Raw genomic sequence first — 15342 nt, forward strand, 5'->3', positions numbered from 1 at the left:
CATCGACGGGCCATGCGGGAGGTGATGCACCCTGACTGGATCTCCACTTCCAAGTTGTCCGAGCTGAGTGCGAGGAGGCCCAGGTCTTCGTCATCACATAGGGGCGTGTTCTGGCCCAACGTAGGGCCTTTCAGGCCTTCAGAAAAGGACTCGGAAAACCGCTGAATGGCGTGAGAATGGATTACTGACCGGAAGGATACGATCTCCCTCGTCTCTTGGGTCGAGAGACGGCAAGCGAGGACGACATGAACGGTGCCGATCGCCTGTGTGACGTGCTGCTCGCGAACGACGTGGACGTCTGCTTCGCCAATCCCGGAACCTCCGAGATGCATTTCGTCGCGGCACTCGACCGCAAGCCGAAGATGCGCTGCGTGCTCGGCCTCTTCGAGGGCGTGGTCACTGGCGCCGCCGATGGCTACGCCCGAATGGCTGACAAGCCGGCCGCCACTCTCCTGCATCTGGGACCTGGTCTCGCCAACGGGCTCGCCAATCTCCATAATGCACGGCGCGCCCATACGCCGATGATCAACGTGGTCGGCGATCACGCCACCTATCATCTCCAACATGATGCACCGCTGACGAGCAATATCGAGAGCCTTGCCCGACCCATGTCGGACTGGATCCGGCGGATTGCCGATGCCGAGAGCGTCGGGCCGGATACGGCTGCAGCCTATCAGGCGGCCGTGTCCCTGCCGGGCATTACGACCCTGATCCTGCCTGCCGATGCCGCGTGGAGCGAGGTCTCGGAAACAGCGATTACGCGTACTGCACTCGCCGATCCGGAACCCGTGGCAGCAGAGGCGGTCATGGCGGCGGCGAACGCCATTCGCTCGAGCCGGCGCGCACTTCTCATGCTCACCGGCCAGGCCCTGCGGGCGGATGCGCTCGAAATTGCGGGCCGCATCGCCGAAGCCACAGGGCTGCGGCTGACGGCCCAGGCATTCAACGGACGCATCGAGCGTGGCGTCGGCCGCGTGTCGGTCGCGCGGGTACCGTATCCAATCGATCTGGCGCTGGAGATGCTGCGCGACGTTGACGTGCTGATCCTCGTCGGCGCGAGTGTACCAGTGACCTTCTTCGCATATCCGGGCAAGCCCGGGCGGCTCGTGCGTGACGATTGCGAGGTGATCGCGTTGGCGCAGATCGGGCAGGATCTCAAGGGCGCGCTCGCCTGGCTTGCTGACGAACTCGGGGTGCGGCCTGACAGGCCGGCGCCCATTGTCCGGTCCGTTGCGATCGCAGACGCGCTGCCGCAGGGGCGTTTGACGACGGATGCAATTACGCTCGCCGTGGCCCGGATGATGCCGGAGAACGCCATCATCTGCGACGAGTCCATCACATCGGGCCGTCAGTTCTTCGCCCTGTCGCAGAACAGCATGCCGCACGACTACCTGCACATCACCGGCGGTTCCATCGGGATTGGCATCCCGCTTGCGGCCGGCGCGGCGATCGCCTGCCCCGACCGCAGGGTCATCGACCTCCAGGCTGATGGCAGCGGCATGTACACGGTACAGGGGCTGTGGACGCAGGCGCGCGAGAACCTCGATGTCATCACCGTCGTGTTCGCGAACCGCGCCTATGCGGTCCTCCAGGGCGAGATGCGCAACGTGGGCGTGAACGAATTCGGCCCCAATGCGCAGCGCATGCTCACTCTCGACGAGCCGGCGCTCGATTGGATTGCAATGGCGAACGGCCTGGGCGTGGAGGCAGGACGCGTCACCACGGTTGAGGAGTTCGTGCGGTTCTTCGAGGGCGCCCTGTCGCGCCGCGGCCCCTTTCTCATCGAAGCCGTCCTCTGACCTCTCGCCGAGGCCGGGACCTCCCCGGACCAACCCGGCGGCTTGAACATTGAGAACACTGATCCACCAAGGCTGATAGCAGATCTCCACCCACGGTTTGCCTCCAACTCGCTGGGTATTGGAGGTCTGCAACGGGTCAAAGAGAAGCGAACAGCAAATGAAATGAAGGTCCGCTCACTGCCTCATGAGCAGACCAAAGCAATTCCTCCGAGAGGTGCTATTCTGAGACCGTCACGGATGCAGCCGTTTCCATGTGAATGGCACTGAATTCCGCAATCCTAGAGTGATCGCAGGATGCACAGGTGGGAGATTGAGATGGGTGATCGAGCCGTGCGGGCGGCGCTGGAGCGCCATTGGATTGCTTCGGACGCAAGCGATTTCAAGCTCGAACATGAAATCTACCGCGAAGATGCCGTACTCGATTATCCGCAATCGGGCGAGCGGATCCGCGGTCGGCAAAGTATTCAGGAGAGCCGATCCGTCCAGCCGAACAAGAAGCGCTTTACGGTCTGGCGAATGATCGGCAGCGGCGATCTGTGGGTCACTGAGTTCGTACTGACCTATGACGGGATACCATCCTACGTGGTGAGCATCATGGAATTCCGAGACGGACTGGTAGCCCACGAAACGCAATATTTCTCTGATCGGTTTGATCCTGCACCCTCGCGTGCGCATCTTGTTGAGCGAGTAGGCGAAAGCACGCCATGCTGAGCATATACCTTGCCTAGCGGCTCGAATGCGGGAGTAAGCTGCAAAAACGAAAATGTCCGCTAATGGGTCAGGGGCAGCTTTTGAACATGCCCGTGAGAGCGTCTGCGTACCCTCGTTATCTGGAAGTTCGGCTAAGGTCAGCCCCGTGCCAGGTGCTGACCTTTGCTCGTGTGAATTCGCGATCGATCTCGAGCTCGATCGTCGAGCAACTGCAATCTGCATCTCAAATCCAATTGGTTCAAACCCCACCTGGAGCAGGCGCAGCCGCGTGAGACCTCACGATTTCCCGGGTCATCCACATCGCAGTCCGGAACGTGAGAGCCATCTCACCTAACATTCCTGCACAGGAGCAGGCAGGACGGAGGATTCTTTCTTGACCGAAAGACCGTGGTATGTATTTTGGTATGACCAAGGTAAAACGAATGACCGCTGATCTGGAAATCACGCGGCTTAGGGAGAGTGGCGGCAAAGGGTTCGAGAAGGTTTTCGCCTTCTTGCGCGAGCGTTTGCTCGCGGGCTCATTGCGACCGGGTGACCGGCTTATCCCTGAACGCGATCTCGCTGCGCAGCTCGGTGTGAGCCGACCGATTCTTCGGGAGGCCCTGCGCGCCCTGACGGTTCTCGGCGTCGTGGAAATCCGCGATCGGGTCGGGACCATCGTTCGCCGCCCGGACCCGTCCGTCCTGAATGACTTTTTCACGTTCGCATTCGCGCAGCAGTCGGACGTCATCGACGACGTGATGCAGGCACGCATCGCAATCGAATGCCAGGCCGTGCGGCTTGCTGCCGAGCGGGCCACCGTGTCCGATTTCGAGAAATTGCAGCAGGCGCTCGCGCGCATCGTCGAGACGATAGACGATCCCGATGGCGGCAGCGCGGCCGATTTCGACTTTCACCGCGCCGTCGTGAACGCGGGCAAGTCCGAGACGCTGATCGTGCTGCACAACTCGCTGTCCGGCATGCTGATGCGCTCCCATCGCGGTCGCCGAGAGCTTCTTCAGGTCTTCGACTCCATGAAAACCTATCTGATCGAGGATCACCGCCGGATCTTTGACGCCATCGTCGGCCGAGACCCGGAGCATGCGGAAAGAATCCTGCGAGAGCATTTCGCGATCGGCGACGATTTCCGTCGCCGCGCCGCGATCGGCGAGTCCGATGCCCGGAGCGCCTCATGACCCATGTCCGTAAGCGAGAAGACACGATGGGACGAACCGATCACAGCGCAACGGTTGGCTTTGTCGGCCTCGGGACGATGGGGCGCGAGATGGCGCTCAACCTGCTCAAGGCCGGATTTGCAGTCTGCGCCTATGACGTGCGCAAGGAGGCCATCGACGACCTCGTTGCCCAGGCTGCCACCGGCGCCCAAAGTCCGGCCGACGCAGCGCGGGACGCGGACATCGTCATTTCCATGCTCCCCGACACGCCACAGGTCGAGGAGATCGTCTATGGCGAGGGCGGCCTGCTGAGCGCGCCGCCACGCGGCCGGCTTCTCGTCGACATGAGCACGATCTCCCCCGTCGCCGTGCGGCGCATGCATGCCGACCTCAAGGCTGCGGGCGTGGCCCTCCTCGATGCACCCGTGTCCGGCGGCCCGGTCGGCGCCAAGAATGCCTCGCTTTCGATCATGGTCGGAGGCGACAGGGACTCCTTCCTGCGTGCCGAGCCGTATTTCCGGGCCATGGGCACGACGATCACCCATGTTGGCGAGGCTGGAGCCGGACAGACGGTCAAACTCTGCAACCAGCTCGTCTGCGGCATCAACCTCCAAGCCATCTGCGAGGCGCTTGCGCTCGGCCGCGCCTCCGGCGTGGACCTCGACCAACTCCGCAATGTGCTCCTGGGCGGTTCGGCCGCATCGTGGATGCTCGACAAGCTCGGGCCGGCGATGATCGCCAGGGATGCATCCGCCGGTTTCCGGATCGACCTGATGCTCAAGGACCTGCGCCTCGTGCAGGAGCAGGCTCTCTCGCTATCAGTTCCGCTGCCGGGCACGGCACTGGTTACCAGCCAGTATGTCGAGGCGCGCGCCCATGGTGAAGGCACGAACGGCAACCAAGCTCTCTTCCGGGTCTACGACCGGATGACGAACCAAGCTGCAACCTAGCTCGGGGTCACCTGCGATGAACCTCAACTTGGATTTCGCCGCGATCCTCGAACGATGGCCGGCCTTCCTGGACGGGGCACTGCTCACCCTTCAGCTCGCCTTCATCGCAACGGTGCTCGGCACGGTCATCGGCGTTCTCGGGGCTATCGGACGACGCAGTAACCATCCAATGATCTCACGCATTTGCGGCATCTATGTCGAGGCGATCCGCAACACGCCGCTTCTGGTCCAGATCTTCCTTGTCTATTTCGGCCTCGCCAGCCTGGGGTTGAAGTTCTCCGCCTTCACGGTCGCCGCAGCGGCGCTCACCATCAATGTCGGCGCATACACGACCGAGATCATCCGTGCGGGCTTTGACGCCATTCCCCGCGGGCAGATCGAGGCCGCCGAGGGCCTCGCACTGTCCCGCGCCCAGATCTACTGGCACGTCGTCATGTGGCCGGCGATCGAAAAGGTCTATCCGGCGCTAACGAGCCAGTTCGTGCTGCTGATGCTCGCTTCATCGGTGACATCCCAGATCTCGGCAGAGGAGCTGACGGCGGTCGCGAACTACATTCAGTCCGACACCTATCGCGCTTTCGAGACCTATATTCTCGTCGCGCTCGTCTACATCGTTCTGTCGCTGATCATGCGGACCGGATTCTGGCTTCTCGGCCTCGTGATCTTCCCGCGTCGTCGACGCCTCGGCACCCCTTTGTGAGGAGGACAAGATGGGCGGTTCCCTCAATGCCAATCACCTGATATTCCTCGGATACGGTGCGCTCTGGACCATCGGCCTGTCGCTCATAGGCCTTCTCGGCGGCGGCGTCGCCGGCTTCATCGTCGCCCTCTGCCGCATCTCGCCGAACCGGACCGTGCGGGTTCTGAGCGCCGGCTATGTCCAGCTCATCCAGGGTACGCCGCTGCTCGTCATCATGTTCCTGACCTATTTCGGCCTGCCGGCGCTCGACGTAACTGTCTCTCCCCTGATGGCCGCTGGCGCCTCGCTCACGATCTTCGTCAGTGCCTATCTCGGCGAGATCTGGCGCGGCTGCTTCGAGTCCGTTCCGAAGCCGCAGTGGGAAGCTGCCGAAGGGCTCGCCCTCAGCCGGTCCCAGCGGATGATGAAGGTCATCCTGCCTCAGGCGGTCCGGATCGCGACGCCGCCGACCGTGGGCTTCATGGTTCAGATCATCAAGAACACCTCGTTGGCATCGGTGGTCGGCTTCGTGGAACTCGCGCGGTCGGGCCAGATCATCAACAACTCCCTGTTCGAGCCCTTTCTGATCTACACCATCATCGCCGTCATCTACTTCGCCCTCTGCTATCCGCTCTCGCGCTTCAGTCACCGATTGGAAGCACGGAGCGGCCCGGCTCGCATCGAACTTGAGACTGCCTGACATGCACAAGATCACCAGAACAGATGCCGCTTCATCGGTCGTCGGCCTTTCGAACGTGCACAAGAGCTTCGGCGCGCTCAAGGTGCTCAACGGGGTGAGCTTCGAGGTCAATCGCGGTGAGGTCCTCGTTCTCATCGGCCGCAGCGGTTCCGGCAAGAGTACCGCCCTTCGCTGCATCGATCGCTTCGAGACCATCGACAGCGGCGAGATCGTCGTGTGCGGCCATCGCGTCAGCGACCCGAAGCTCGATCTGAGAGCGCTGCGCCAGGACGTCGGCATCGTCTTTCAGAGCTATAACCTGTTCCCTCATCTGACCATCGAGGAGAACATCACGCTTGCCCCCTGCTCGGTGAAGGGCATTGCAAAGGCTCAGGCGAAGGAGCAGGCGCGCCGGGTGCTTGCCCAAGTCGGCCTGGAGGACAAGCTCCACCAATATCCCGAACAACTCTCCGGCGGCCAGCAGCAGCGTGCGGCGATCGCCCGCTCGCTTGCCATGCAGCCCAAGGTGATGCTGTTCGACGAAGTGACCTCGGCCCTCGACCCGGAGCTGACCGGCGAGGTTCTGAAAGTCATCGAGGCGCTCGCTGCGGACGGCATGACCATGGTGATGGTCACGCACGAGATGGGGTTTGCCAGAGGAATCGCCAACCGGGTGGTGTTCATGCATCGCGGCAAGGTCCATGAGACAGGACCTGCCGCGATCCTGACGTCGCCCGCAACTCCGGAACTCGCCCAGTTCGTTGGCACCGGGCTCTAAACCATAACCAAGACCTAGGGAGATAATGACGATGATGAAGCGCCCACTTTCCGCTGCCGCAGTCGCAATGACCTGCATGGTAGCGCTCGGCACCACCGCCGCGCATGCTGATCTTCTCGACGACATCATGAAGGCCAAGAAGATCCGCGTCGCGACCGACTTGGCAATTCCGCCATCCGGTATGATGGACGCCAATCTCAAGCCGACGGGATCGGACGTGGAAACCGCGCAGCTTCTCGCGAAGGATCTTGGGCTTGAGCTCGAGTTCGTCCAGACCACCGGCGCGACTCGGATCCCGAACGTCCAGACCAACAAGGCGGACATCATCATCTCGACCCTCTCGGTCACGCCCGAGCGCGCCAAGGTGATCGATTTCACCAAGGCCTATGCGGCCTTGCAGTCCGTTGTTGGCTGCCTGAAGACCGTTGAGGCAAAGGGCTGGGATGACCTGAAGGGCAAGACCATCGCCGTCTCCCGCGGCACGACACAGGATACCGAACTGACGAACATGAAGGATCGCAACCTCACCCTCGCCCGCTTCGACGACGATGCCACGATGGTGACGGCTGCCGTCTCGGGTCAGGCCGATTGCGTCGCGACTTCCGCGACGATTGTGAACCAGATCGGCGTCAAGAATCCGGCCCGTACGTTCGACCCCAAGGTGCTCATCCGCACCTTCGACCTTGCGATCGGTGCCCGCAAGGGCGAGCCGCGCCTGATCGAGAAGCTCAACGAGTGGATCTCGACCAATTTGAAGAACGGCAAGCTGAACGAGATCTACAAGAAATTCCATGGCAGTGAGCTTCCCCAGGAGATGCGGAGCTGAGCCAGGGAGACATCGGGTGGCGCTGAGCGCCACCCGGCCTGCAACCATGAAGGAAAGGTTACCCAATGCGCGTCGTAATCGGGTCGGATCATGCCGGATGGCCCCTCAAGAATGCGGTAGTCGAGCACGTGCGCTCGCTCGGCCACGAGGTCATCGATGTAGGCTCCTTCGATGACAAGCCCGTCGATTTTCCGGACATCGCCCGCGCACTGACCGGAAAAGTCAAATCGGGCGAGGCCGAGCGCGGCATCATGGTCTGTGGCACCGGCGTCGGTGCGTCGATCGCGGCCAACAAGGTCAAGGGCATTCGCGCCGCTGTCTGCCACGACATCCACTCGGCGCATCAGTCGGTCGAGCACGACGACGTCAACGTGATGTGCATCGGCGCCAAGATCGTCGGCTCCTGGCTCGCACAGGATCTCGTTGAGTCCTACCTGACGGCGGAATTCTCTACCGACGAGGACTGCCGTCGCCGCGTGGAAATGCTCCACGCCATGGATGCCGAAGGCTGATTCCGTCCGGATTGGACAGCAGGCGCGTGTGACATGATCCTTGTCTTCGGTTCCATCAACATTGATCTGGTCGCCCGCGTGGTGTCGATCCCACGGCCCGGCGAGACCGTCCTCTCGCCGCGTTACGAGACCCTGTTCGGCGGGAAGGGCGCGAACCAGGCGGTCGCTGCCGCGCGGGTATCGTTGCCGCATCGGGCGGCAATCGTCGCCTGTATTGGCGATGATGCCTTCGGCCAATCGGCACGCGACAACCTTGCTCGCAACGGTGTCGTGGACAATCTGGTTACCAGCGTCGCAGAGCCGACCGGCTGCGCCTTCATCACCGTCGACGAGCGTGGCGAGAATGCGATTACCGTCGGCAGCGGGGCAAATGCCTCGATTACGGAAGCGGCGGCCCAGAGTTTCCAGGTAGATGCCGCGACGGTTGCGGTCTTCCAGATGGAAGTCCCCTTCCTCGCATCCCTCAATGTCGCCCGGCATGTGCGTGCAGCCGGCGGACGCGTCATCTGGAACTTTGCACCGGCTCCACCAGCGTTTGCGGCGAGGGATCTCTCGGATCTCCTCGGCGCAACGGACATATTTGTTGTCAACGAGCACGAGGCGATCGCAGCGGCAACACTCCTAAGTTGCAAGACTGACGATTTCAGGAAGGCCGGGTCCCATCTGTCGGGAAGCGGATGCCTTTGCGTCGTCACTGCGGGTGCGCAGGGAGCATTTGCGTTTCATCCTGAAGGGCAAAGCGAGCGTGCCGAAGCGGAGCCGATCCGGCCGGTCGACACGACCGGAGCCGGTGACACCTTCGTCGGTGTCCTGGCCAATGGCCTGGATGAGGCCATGCCCTTCACGAGCGCTCCCCAACGGGCCGTTCACGCGGCATCACTGGCTTGCCTTGCCCATGGCGCGCAGGCCGGCATGCCAACCCGCGAGCAACTCGGAACAGCCCGCGCTGGATAGGTGACAATCCAGGTCCGCAGCGGAGGTGATCGCGAGTGTTTTGACCCGGATCTCCCGTCGTCTTGCATCGCACAAGTTCGTCGCGTTTTTCCTGGCTTGAAAGCGGAACCATATGGATTAAACTCGCCTCTGCTGGCGTCTTTTGCTTAGGGAAAGGAAGGCCAAATGGGCCAAGCGCTCTGCCCACGGTGCTCTTGCGACGCAGCATCCATCCTGAGTTTCGCTACGAATGATGGTTGCTTCGCCGCCGCTGTTCAGTGCCACGTCTGCGGCTTTGAGACGATCACCGATAATGGCTTCCAAGATGCGCGAACCGCTCGCGAGGCCGCAACCCACGCCTGGTTCGAGGGGTCGGATCCCCTGCCGCTAACCCCTCGCACTTAATTCGGCTCAGTGCCATGATGTGCCACGTGCTGTCATATAGGCCATGACCGACATTTCCAGCATGACTCCAGTCTCTGGTTCTCAAGTGTCCCAATGGCGACTTTGGCATAATCGCGGAACCTCGCCCTGAGGTGTTCTGGCTCATGGGTCTAGCCCCGCGTGCTGTCCCGACTGTTGTGGAAGGCGGATGGTACCAAACGGGTCAGTACCTGCTGATCCCTACCTTTCGGGCGCGTCTGCTCTGGCTGAGTTAGCTGCTCTTCTCCGGAGCGCCCGAGTAAGAGCTACTGACCATTCCGGACGCAATCTGCCTCCAAGCTGGCGTCGGCTCCCTTCGGTCTAGGTACCATCACGGTCCCTGGACTTTTCCCAGTGGGTGAGCGGATTGCGCGGGCGACCTCGTCAGATGATGATCTGCTCGGCTTGGTCGACGGGAAGTAAATCGCCAAGGTGATGGTAACGCCCGTGGACAGGCGACAGTCATTAACGTCAACGATAGCAGATCGATTTTCTGCTTCAGATCGGGATCCACTCCGCTATCTTCGGCGCGGAGCCAACGCTGACCGAGCGGAGGAATTTGATGCGAGTGCCGGCAATCGTACTGATGGGCATTGTCCTGTCAGGCTGCGTTTCGTCAAGCGAGCCGCCGTCCCAGCCCGTTCCGCCAGCCAATCTCGGGTCGACACAGGCGGCACCTCCCGTGCCCCCAGCTCCTATCCCGGCGGGTCTTCCTCCAGGATACACCCGGCACATCACATACAGGGATGGCAAGTTCACCCTGCCGGACGGCTCAACCGTGCCTGCCGCTTCTGATGGCGGATTCACGATCTCCACCGGGGCCTATATCCCGCCCGACGGAGCAGGTGGGGTCATCCTCCCCAATGGAGCACGATGCATTTCGGACAGTGCGCGGGGCTACTTCTGCCCCTGAGGCGTGCCTCTTCGGTCGGTTGTTGCCTTCAGGCCAGATAAGCGCGTGCAGGAGCCCGTTCATTCACCGCCGATACTCCTTGGAAAGGGGGAAGCTTCGCCTACGCCATTTGGCGTCAGCGTTGGTCCAGCAGCTCACCTTTCCATCAATTAGCCTGCATGGTTCTTCCGCCTTGATGCGGGCCAGCCATTTTGCTGGCGATGCGCTCCCTGACACCAACGCCGGCCGCCGCCTCTCGAACAGGTTGGCATTCTTCCAGGATGGGGCGGATCATTTCCGCCCGACCACCGGAATGTCTCCTGTGGTTCAAACTGAGTGGTAGCGGATGTCGGCCCGAAGGTCCGCTTATCCCAGCACTGCGGAAGTACGGCTAAGGTCAGCCCCATGCCAATAGCGGTCCTTCGCTGAAACTGGATCGGCCCCCGTTTGTTCGCGAGATGGCTGTAGCGGGGTTGGACGAGACCGGGTTCGAGGTCATCGAAACAGCCACTGGTGGAAACGCTCTGAGGCTTCTGCAAGACGGGATCCCCCTTGATGCCCTACTGACCGACATACGCCTGCCTGGAGCCAACGGCTAGGCCGTGGCGCGGGCCTACCGCGAGCGCTTTCCCGATCTGCCGGTCCTCTATGTCACAGGTTATGCGGAGCAAATGCAGCCTGTCCCCGGCGGGATCATCCTCTCCAAGCCTTACAGGATGGCTCAGGTGATTGGCGTCCTGGGAATGTGGGCAGCTTGAGAGACAGTCTCGTTTGGAACAGGGGGCGAGCCCCTCGGCGTTGACGGATAGCGTTCTCATGCGCCGGAGTCCCCATGCCTCGCTTTTTCTTCGACATCCATGATGGCGAGGACTTCACGCCCGACCGAGTAGGGCTGGACTTGGACGACCTTGAAGCGGCCAAGGAGGAAGCCAAGAAAACTCTCCCCGAGATTGTGAAGGACGAAATGCCGGACGGGGACCGGCGCGACTTTACCGTCGATGTCAAGGACGTGGCCGGACGGATCGTCTGGCGAGTGACGCTGTCGCTGGTCGTGGAAAGTCCGTCCCAAGGCTCTACAGCAAACACCTGACAGAGAGCCGCAAATTACCCGCAAGCCGATCTTCTTGCCTAAAATGGTAGACACGAAGCAAAAAAGTGCCCGCCAGAAGCGGGCACTTTAAGTTTACGGATCCGTAGGGGCAAATAAAAACAAACCCGATGAAGGTCACCTGCTCACATAAAGCCTGCTCTGTCTCTGGTTCATATGGATAAACTGTGCGGCATCTTGACGGAAACGATCCGAGATAAGTCAAATTTTGTTTTTATTTAATTGTCCTGGTAATGCGCTCCATAGAGGCACATCTATAATCGAACGCTGACCTGTGCCTGACTGGTGTCAGTAACCCAGGCAGACGTGCGCTCCCACCTGTGTCGCGGAGTTCGGCTATGCCTCGTCGCCTGCCTGATTTCCCGACCAGCACTGTGATCCTGATCAAGGAAGCACAGGCTGCACGGGTTGCGGAGCATAACTGGGCTGTTCCTGCCCGCTCCCACTCCCTTCCGAGCCAATCATCAAACCGAAAAGAGAAACAGATGCATAAGGGTCTTTTTGACGACTGCGAGGGACCCATTCGAGGTCTGCGTCTACCACTCAACGCCTGGAATGTGCTGTATCGAGAAAACATTACGACGATTGCCCAGCTCACCGCTATTGCGGACCGGATCGAACGGCTCCCCGGCATTGGGGCAAAGACGGCCCTGGCGATCAGAGTCGAGCTTGGTCGTATTGCCCTCCTTGACGCCCAGTCTCCCTGATCGTTGTCAGCCTCAACGGCTGTGAAACCCGCAACCGGACGGTGGCGGAAATCACGGCGCTGCTAATTATTTACCGATATCATCACTATAAACTACTTCTTTGCAGCTTCAGAGTCGCATTGAGAAGATACGTGCGATTAATAGCGAAAATAAAACTAACACCTAGAGTAGTATTACGTGCTATTGTTTGTTTCTGGTGAGAAGATAATTTCTTGCCTGATCCGAAAGATAATCTCATGAAAACCCCGGAATGGTTGAAGCCAGGCCTCTACGGCGTGGCGTGCGGCGCAATTGCCGTGACGGTGATCGGCTTCAACTGGGGCGGGTGGGTGACAAGCGGCACAGCCCGGCAGATCGCCACAGAGCAATCGCGAATCGATGTGGTCGCAGCGCTGACTTCAATCTGCGTCGACCAATCTAAGCGTGATCCGCAGCTCGCGGAGCGGGTTGTGCTCTTGAAAGCAGCTTCCTCCTACGAGCGAGGCGACATCGTGATGAAGAATGGTTGGGCAACCATGCCTGGTACGTCGGAAGGCAATCGCCTCGTCGCAGTTGCGTGCGCCGACAAGGTCGGGATCTAGGCTGCCTCTTGCATCACGGAGTATGGCCATGAGTTTGCGCACCACATCCAAGTCGATTACCTTCGCGCGGCCCTTCTCGCTGGATGGACTGGACGAGACACAACCAGCCGGGAGCTACACGGTCCAGACTGATGAGGAGCCTATCGAGGGTTTATCATTCTTGGCCTACCATCGTGTTGCAACCGTGATCTTTCTCCCCCTGCGCCACGGTGGGACAGGGTCCTTCGAAGCGATCCCTGTCACGCCGGAAGCTCTCGACGCCGCACTGGCGCGGGATGCTTCGGGATCTCACAATGCATGATCGATTAACCGGCCTTCTGAACTGATCTTGGCAGAACCGACGCTGGATAGAGGATACTCGGCCAGCGTTGCGGAGCGCGGTCGGCGACGATTGGGAAGGCGCAAAGCTCTCGACCTGCATCGTGTTACGCCGAACGCGCAACGCCTCTAACATCGAAGACGAGCCCACTCCAACGAGAGACGATTTGGTCATTGAAAGATTGCTGGACTTGTAGACACTTCCTTCTCCGCCGGCGAGTCTGGGAATTCTCTGGACCATCCTGCGCTTACGAGCGTTGTAGTGAGTCTGGCAGTTCAGATATCTCTATCCGTAGCGCTGAAACGGGAGGAAAGCTTGGATGTCATCGTGACACCAATCGCTGAGGGCGAGGCGTGGAATCTGACCGACCTACTCGGCCGTCCCATGGGTCGGATCACGGAAGTATCTGCCAAGCAGTTTACAATCGACCCGGAAGGCTATGCTCTGGAGACCATGGCCGGCATCGAGCATGGCCCCTTCGCATCCCTTGATGCCGCTTTGGCGGCCATCGAGAAGCACACGAGAGGCGTCTGCCGGCGCAATCCGGGCGAGGATCAATCATGATCAAAAGCAACCCAAATCTCACCCTGCTCCATCGCTGAGGAGAGATCATGCAGGTTCGCGTTGGCTGCGAGATCACATACGAGCTCGCGCAAGCTACGCTCATGCTCGCGAACTTCAATATGCATGCGTCGAGAGTGCCCAGTTTCGAGAGACCAGACGACCGCATCACGAACCCGCCCATGCCTCAGATGATCTCGCCCGCGCACTGCCGAACGATGGAGACTCGCCATGGCCGGGTGCGAACAACACGGCAAGCGATAGCATATTCATGCATCAACTGCTGAAGGGATCCTATTCAACGCGTCGAGTTGTCGGGATCATGCGCAGGAAGATGCGTGACGCGGACCAGTCGCAACGATGACGCAGAGGAATGCTGCGGACCAACCTGCCCGCTGTGAACCTCTGCGTGCTTTCGGTCATCACACCTTGCCCGGACCATCCGATCCGGAACCGCTCCTCGCCGAAGCTGCATTCGCGCTGACGCCTCTGCTGGTGTCGCTACTGCTTGCCTCACCTCTCAGCTCGCGCTCGGCTTGGTGCCAAAACTCTGCCTCATGGCCTTCGCGGCTGCCGTGTTGCTCCCAGAGCTCGTAAGCGCGCAGTCGTACCCGGTCCTGTGTCTCATTGGCATGGCGTTCCATATCATAGCCTTTCCTTCGTTTTCTAACGAAATGATGCGGCCTGCACGATGGCTTATTGAGGGCGGGAAGGGATATATTAGTAATAAACTTAAAGTTTTTTAGCTATAATCCTCGTCTAAAACGTGTAGTATACGTCGACAAACCTTCCGCAATATTATGTTTTATCTGAGAACATTCTTGGTTTATTATAAAACCTATCTCAGGTTTACCATATAAATCGTACCGACATCGCAATGCGGTGCACTGCTCCAGACACGTTTGGCTGGCGGCAGAAGCCGGCTTCTGCCTGTCAACCTGGCTCTCCCATAGATCGGACCAATGATGAAACCGGCACGAATTCTCCTTGCAGTTGCTCTCCTCAGCACGCTCGGGGTCACGCGAGCGATGGCCGACTGCCAGATCGCAGACGCCAAACTCGAAGAAGCCATCCTGCAAAAGCCCGAACTTCGCGGGAAGGCCAATCGCCAGACGGTTCGTGACCTGCGCAACTTGCGCGACGCCGCGATCACGCTCTGGTCGTACGGGCGTCATGACGATTGCGAGCGCCTCCTGGGCAATATCCGCGAACTGCTCTCTGGACCTTCAATGAACTCCTTGGGCGGCAACGACGAGGAGGATGCAGACACGCAGATGAGCGCACGCGAGCCAAAGGTCCAGCGGGGCGCCGTTCAAGGTCGCCGTGCTGACAAGGGTGCCAAGCCGCTGATCAACATTGAGGAGCTTGCCCCGGGCTTGAGGGCGGACCAGATCATCGGCGCCGAGGTGCGCAGTGCCGACGACAAGATCGTCGGCGAGGTCAGGAACATCGTGTTTGGCACGAAGGACCGCCGCGACTACGCGATTGTGGCCTCAGGAGGCTTCTTCACCCCCGGCAAGGACAGCATCGTCGTGCCGATCCGGTCCCTCAAGGTCTCACAAGAGCGAGACAGTTTCTTCCTCCCCATGCCGGAGGCGCAGGTGAAGACTATCCCGCACATGCCTGATCAGGATTACAAGTGGCTGTCGGACGACGCATGGCGCACGCGAAACGACGCGCTCTTTGCAGGGCGCCCGTAACCGAGTACAGGCTTGCGCTCATGCCTCGGT

General features: G+C 60.4%; 17 protein-coding genes. 16 read left to right on the top strand and 1 reads right to left on the bottom strand.

The window, feature by feature from the left end:
• The first annotated feature begins 245 nt into the window (after positions 1-245).
• The 15 genes from ACD578_RS17640 (at position 246) to ACD578_RS17710 (ending at position 13615) form a co-directional block, all read left to right on the top strand.
• Complete coding sequence (locus tag ACD578_RS17640) at positions 246-1799, top strand: acetolactate synthase large subunit (RefSeq protein ID WP_404287041.1); 1554 nt, start codon at positions 246-248, stop codon at positions 1797-1799.
• 315 nt (positions 1800-2114) lie between these two features.
• Positions 2115-2510, top strand: a complete 396-nt coding sequence (locus ACD578_RS17645; RefSeq protein ID WP_404287043.1) for a nuclear transport factor 2 family protein — start codon at positions 2115-2117, stop codon at positions 2508-2510.
• A 422-nt stretch (positions 2511-2932) separates the two neighbouring features.
• Entirely contained in the window at positions 2933-3685 is a 753-nt protein-coding gene (locus tag ACD578_RS17650; RefSeq protein ID WP_404287045.1) for a FadR/GntR family transcriptional regulator, read from the top strand.
• Positions 3682-4614 (top strand): NAD(P)-dependent oxidoreductase, encoded by a 933-nt coding sequence (locus ACD578_RS17655; protein ID WP_404287047.1) that lies wholly within the window; start codon positions 3682-3684, stop codon positions 4612-4614. Before ACD578_RS17650 ends, ACD578_RS17655 begins: the two co-directional genes overlap by 4 nt.
• A 16-nt stretch (positions 4615-4630) precedes the next feature.
• Positions 4631-5314 (top strand): amino acid ABC transporter permease, encoded by a 684-nt coding sequence (locus ACD578_RS17660; protein WP_404287049.1) that lies wholly within the window; start codon positions 4631-4633, stop codon positions 5312-5314.
• Between the two features lie 10 nt (positions 5315-5324).
• Positions 5325-5993 carry an amino acid ABC transporter permease gene (locus ACD578_RS17665; protein WP_404287051.1) on the top strand — a complete coding sequence of 223 codons (669 nt, stop codon included), beginning with the start codon at positions 5325-5327 and terminating at the stop codon, positions 5991-5993.
• A 1-nt stretch (position 5994) separates the two neighbouring features.
• Positions 5995-6750 carry an amino acid ABC transporter ATP-binding protein gene (locus tag ACD578_RS17670; protein WP_404287053.1) on the top strand — a complete coding sequence of 252 codons (756 nt, stop codon included), beginning with the start codon at positions 5995-5997 and terminating at the stop codon, positions 6748-6750.
• 34 nt (positions 6751-6784) lie between these two features.
• Positions 6785-7576, top strand: coding sequence for a transporter substrate-binding domain-containing protein (locus ACD578_RS17675; protein ID WP_404293922.1), 792 nt, complete (start codon positions 6785-6787; stop codon positions 7574-7576).
• Positions 7577-7641: 65 nt separating this feature from the next.
• Positions 7642-8088 carry a ribose 5-phosphate isomerase B gene (gene rpiB, locus ACD578_RS17680; protein WP_213566088.1) on the top strand — a complete coding sequence of 149 codons (447 nt, stop codon included), beginning with the start codon at positions 7642-7644 and terminating at the stop codon, positions 8086-8088.
• Between the two features lie 33 nt (positions 8089-8121).
• Positions 8122-9042 (top strand): ribokinase, encoded by a 921-nt coding sequence (locus ACD578_RS17685; RefSeq protein ID WP_404287056.1) that lies wholly within the window; start codon positions 8122-8124, stop codon positions 9040-9042.
• A 2126-nt stretch (positions 9043-11168) separates the two neighbouring features.
• Positions 11169-11426 carry a DUF6894 family protein gene (locus ACD578_RS17690; protein ID WP_404287058.1) on the top strand — a complete coding sequence of 86 codons (258 nt, stop codon included), beginning with the start codon at positions 11169-11171 and terminating at the stop codon, positions 11424-11426.
• A 356-nt stretch (positions 11427-11782) separates the two neighbouring features.
• Positions 11783-12151 carry a hypothetical protein gene (locus ACD578_RS17695; RefSeq protein WP_404287060.1) on the top strand — a complete coding sequence of 123 codons (369 nt, stop codon included), beginning with the start codon at positions 11783-11785 and terminating at the stop codon, positions 12149-12151.
• Between the two features lie 236 nt (positions 12152-12387).
• The gene (locus ACD578_RS17700; protein WP_404287062.1) at positions 12388-12732 is read left to right on the top strand and encodes a hypothetical protein; all 345 of its coding nucleotides are present in this window, start codon (positions 12388-12390) and stop codon (positions 12730-12732) included.
• Positions 12733-12760: 28 nt separating this feature from the next.
• Positions 12761-13033, top strand: coding sequence for a hypothetical protein (locus ACD578_RS17705; protein ID WP_404287064.1), 273 nt, complete (start codon positions 12761-12763; stop codon positions 13031-13033).
• A 345-nt stretch (positions 13034-13378) separates the two neighbouring features.
• Positions 13379-13615 carry a hypothetical protein gene (locus tag ACD578_RS17710; protein WP_404287066.1) on the top strand — a complete coding sequence of 79 codons (237 nt, stop codon included), beginning with the start codon at positions 13379-13381 and terminating at the stop codon, positions 13613-13615.
• Positions 13616-14034: 419 nt separating this feature from the next.
• Here the strand turns inward: ACD578_RS17710 and ACD578_RS17715 are convergent, their stop codons facing one another.
• A complete protein-coding gene (locus tag ACD578_RS17715) occupies positions 14035-14256 on the bottom strand; it encodes a DUF2934 domain-containing protein (protein ID WP_404287068.1) in 222 nt (73 codons plus the stop codon).
• 321 nt (positions 14257-14577) lie between these two features.
• Between ACD578_RS17715 and ACD578_RS17720 the strand changes: the two genes are divergently transcribed.
• A complete protein-coding gene (locus ACD578_RS17720) occupies positions 14578-15312 on the top strand; it encodes a PRC-barrel domain-containing protein (RefSeq protein ID WP_404293924.1) in 735 nt (244 codons plus the stop codon).
• Positions 15313-15342 lie beyond the last annotated feature (30 nt).

This window comes from Microvirga sp. RSM25, from assembly GCF_044784385.1.
In the GTDB taxonomy this organism is placed as follows: Bacteria; Pseudomonadota; Alphaproteobacteria; order Rhizobiales; family Beijerinckiaceae; genus Microvirga; species Microvirga tunisiensis.

Bases quoted from the DNA above. Each gene is read 5' to 3' on its own strand.
- ACD578_RS17640 (WP_404287041.1), top strand. From the start codon at position 246: ATGAACGGTGCCGATCGCCTGTGTGACGTGCTGCTCGCGAACGACGTG.
- ACD578_RS17645 (WP_404287043.1), top strand. From the start codon at position 2,115: ATGGGTGATCGAGCCGTGCGGGCGGCGCTGGAGCGCCATTGGATTGCT.
- ACD578_RS17650 (WP_404287045.1), top strand. From the start codon at position 2,933: ATGACCGCTGATCTGGAAATCACGCGGCTTAGGGAGAGTGGCGGCAAA.
- ACD578_RS17655 (WP_404287047.1), top strand. From the start codon at position 3,682: ATGACCCATGTCCGTAAGCGAGAAGACACGATGGGACGAACCGATCAC.
- ACD578_RS17660 (WP_404287049.1), top strand. From the start codon at position 4,631: ATGAACCTCAACTTGGATTTCGCCGCGATCCTCGAACGATGGCCGGCC.
- ACD578_RS17665 (WP_404287051.1), top strand. From the start codon at position 5,325: ATGGGCGGTTCCCTCAATGCCAATCACCTGATATTCCTCGGATACGGT.
- ACD578_RS17670 (WP_404287053.1), top strand. From the start codon at position 5,995: ATGCACAAGATCACCAGAACAGATGCCGCTTCATCGGTCGTCGGCCTT.
- ACD578_RS17675 (WP_404293922.1), top strand. From the start codon at position 6,785: ATGAAGCGCCCACTTTCCGCTGCCGCAGTCGCAATGACCTGCATGGTA.
- rpiB (WP_213566088.1), top strand. From the start codon at position 7,642: ATGCGCGTCGTAATCGGGTCGGATCATGCCGGATGGCCCCTCAAGAAT.
- ACD578_RS17685 (WP_404287056.1), top strand. From the start codon at position 8,122: ATGATCCTTGTCTTCGGTTCCATCAACATTGATCTGGTCGCCCGCGTG.
- ACD578_RS17690 (WP_404287058.1), top strand. From the start codon at position 11,169: ATGCCTCGCTTTTTCTTCGACATCCATGATGGCGAGGACTTCACGCCC.
- ACD578_RS17695 (WP_404287060.1), top strand. From the start codon at position 11,783: ATGCCTCGTCGCCTGCCTGATTTCCCGACCAGCACTGTGATCCTGATC.
- ACD578_RS17700 (WP_404287062.1), top strand. From the start codon at position 12,388: ATGAAAACCCCGGAATGGTTGAAGCCAGGCCTCTACGGCGTGGCGTGC.
- ACD578_RS17705 (WP_404287064.1), top strand. From the start codon at position 12,761: ATGAGTTTGCGCACCACATCCAAGTCGATTACCTTCGCGCGGCCCTTC.
- ACD578_RS17715 (WP_404287068.1), bottom strand. From the start codon at position 14,256: ATGGAACGCCATGCCAATGAGACACAGGACCGGGTACGACTGCGCGCT.
- ACD578_RS17720 (WP_404293924.1), top strand. From the start codon at position 14,578: ATGAAACCGGCACGAATTCTCCTTGCAGTTGCTCTCCTCAGCACGCTC.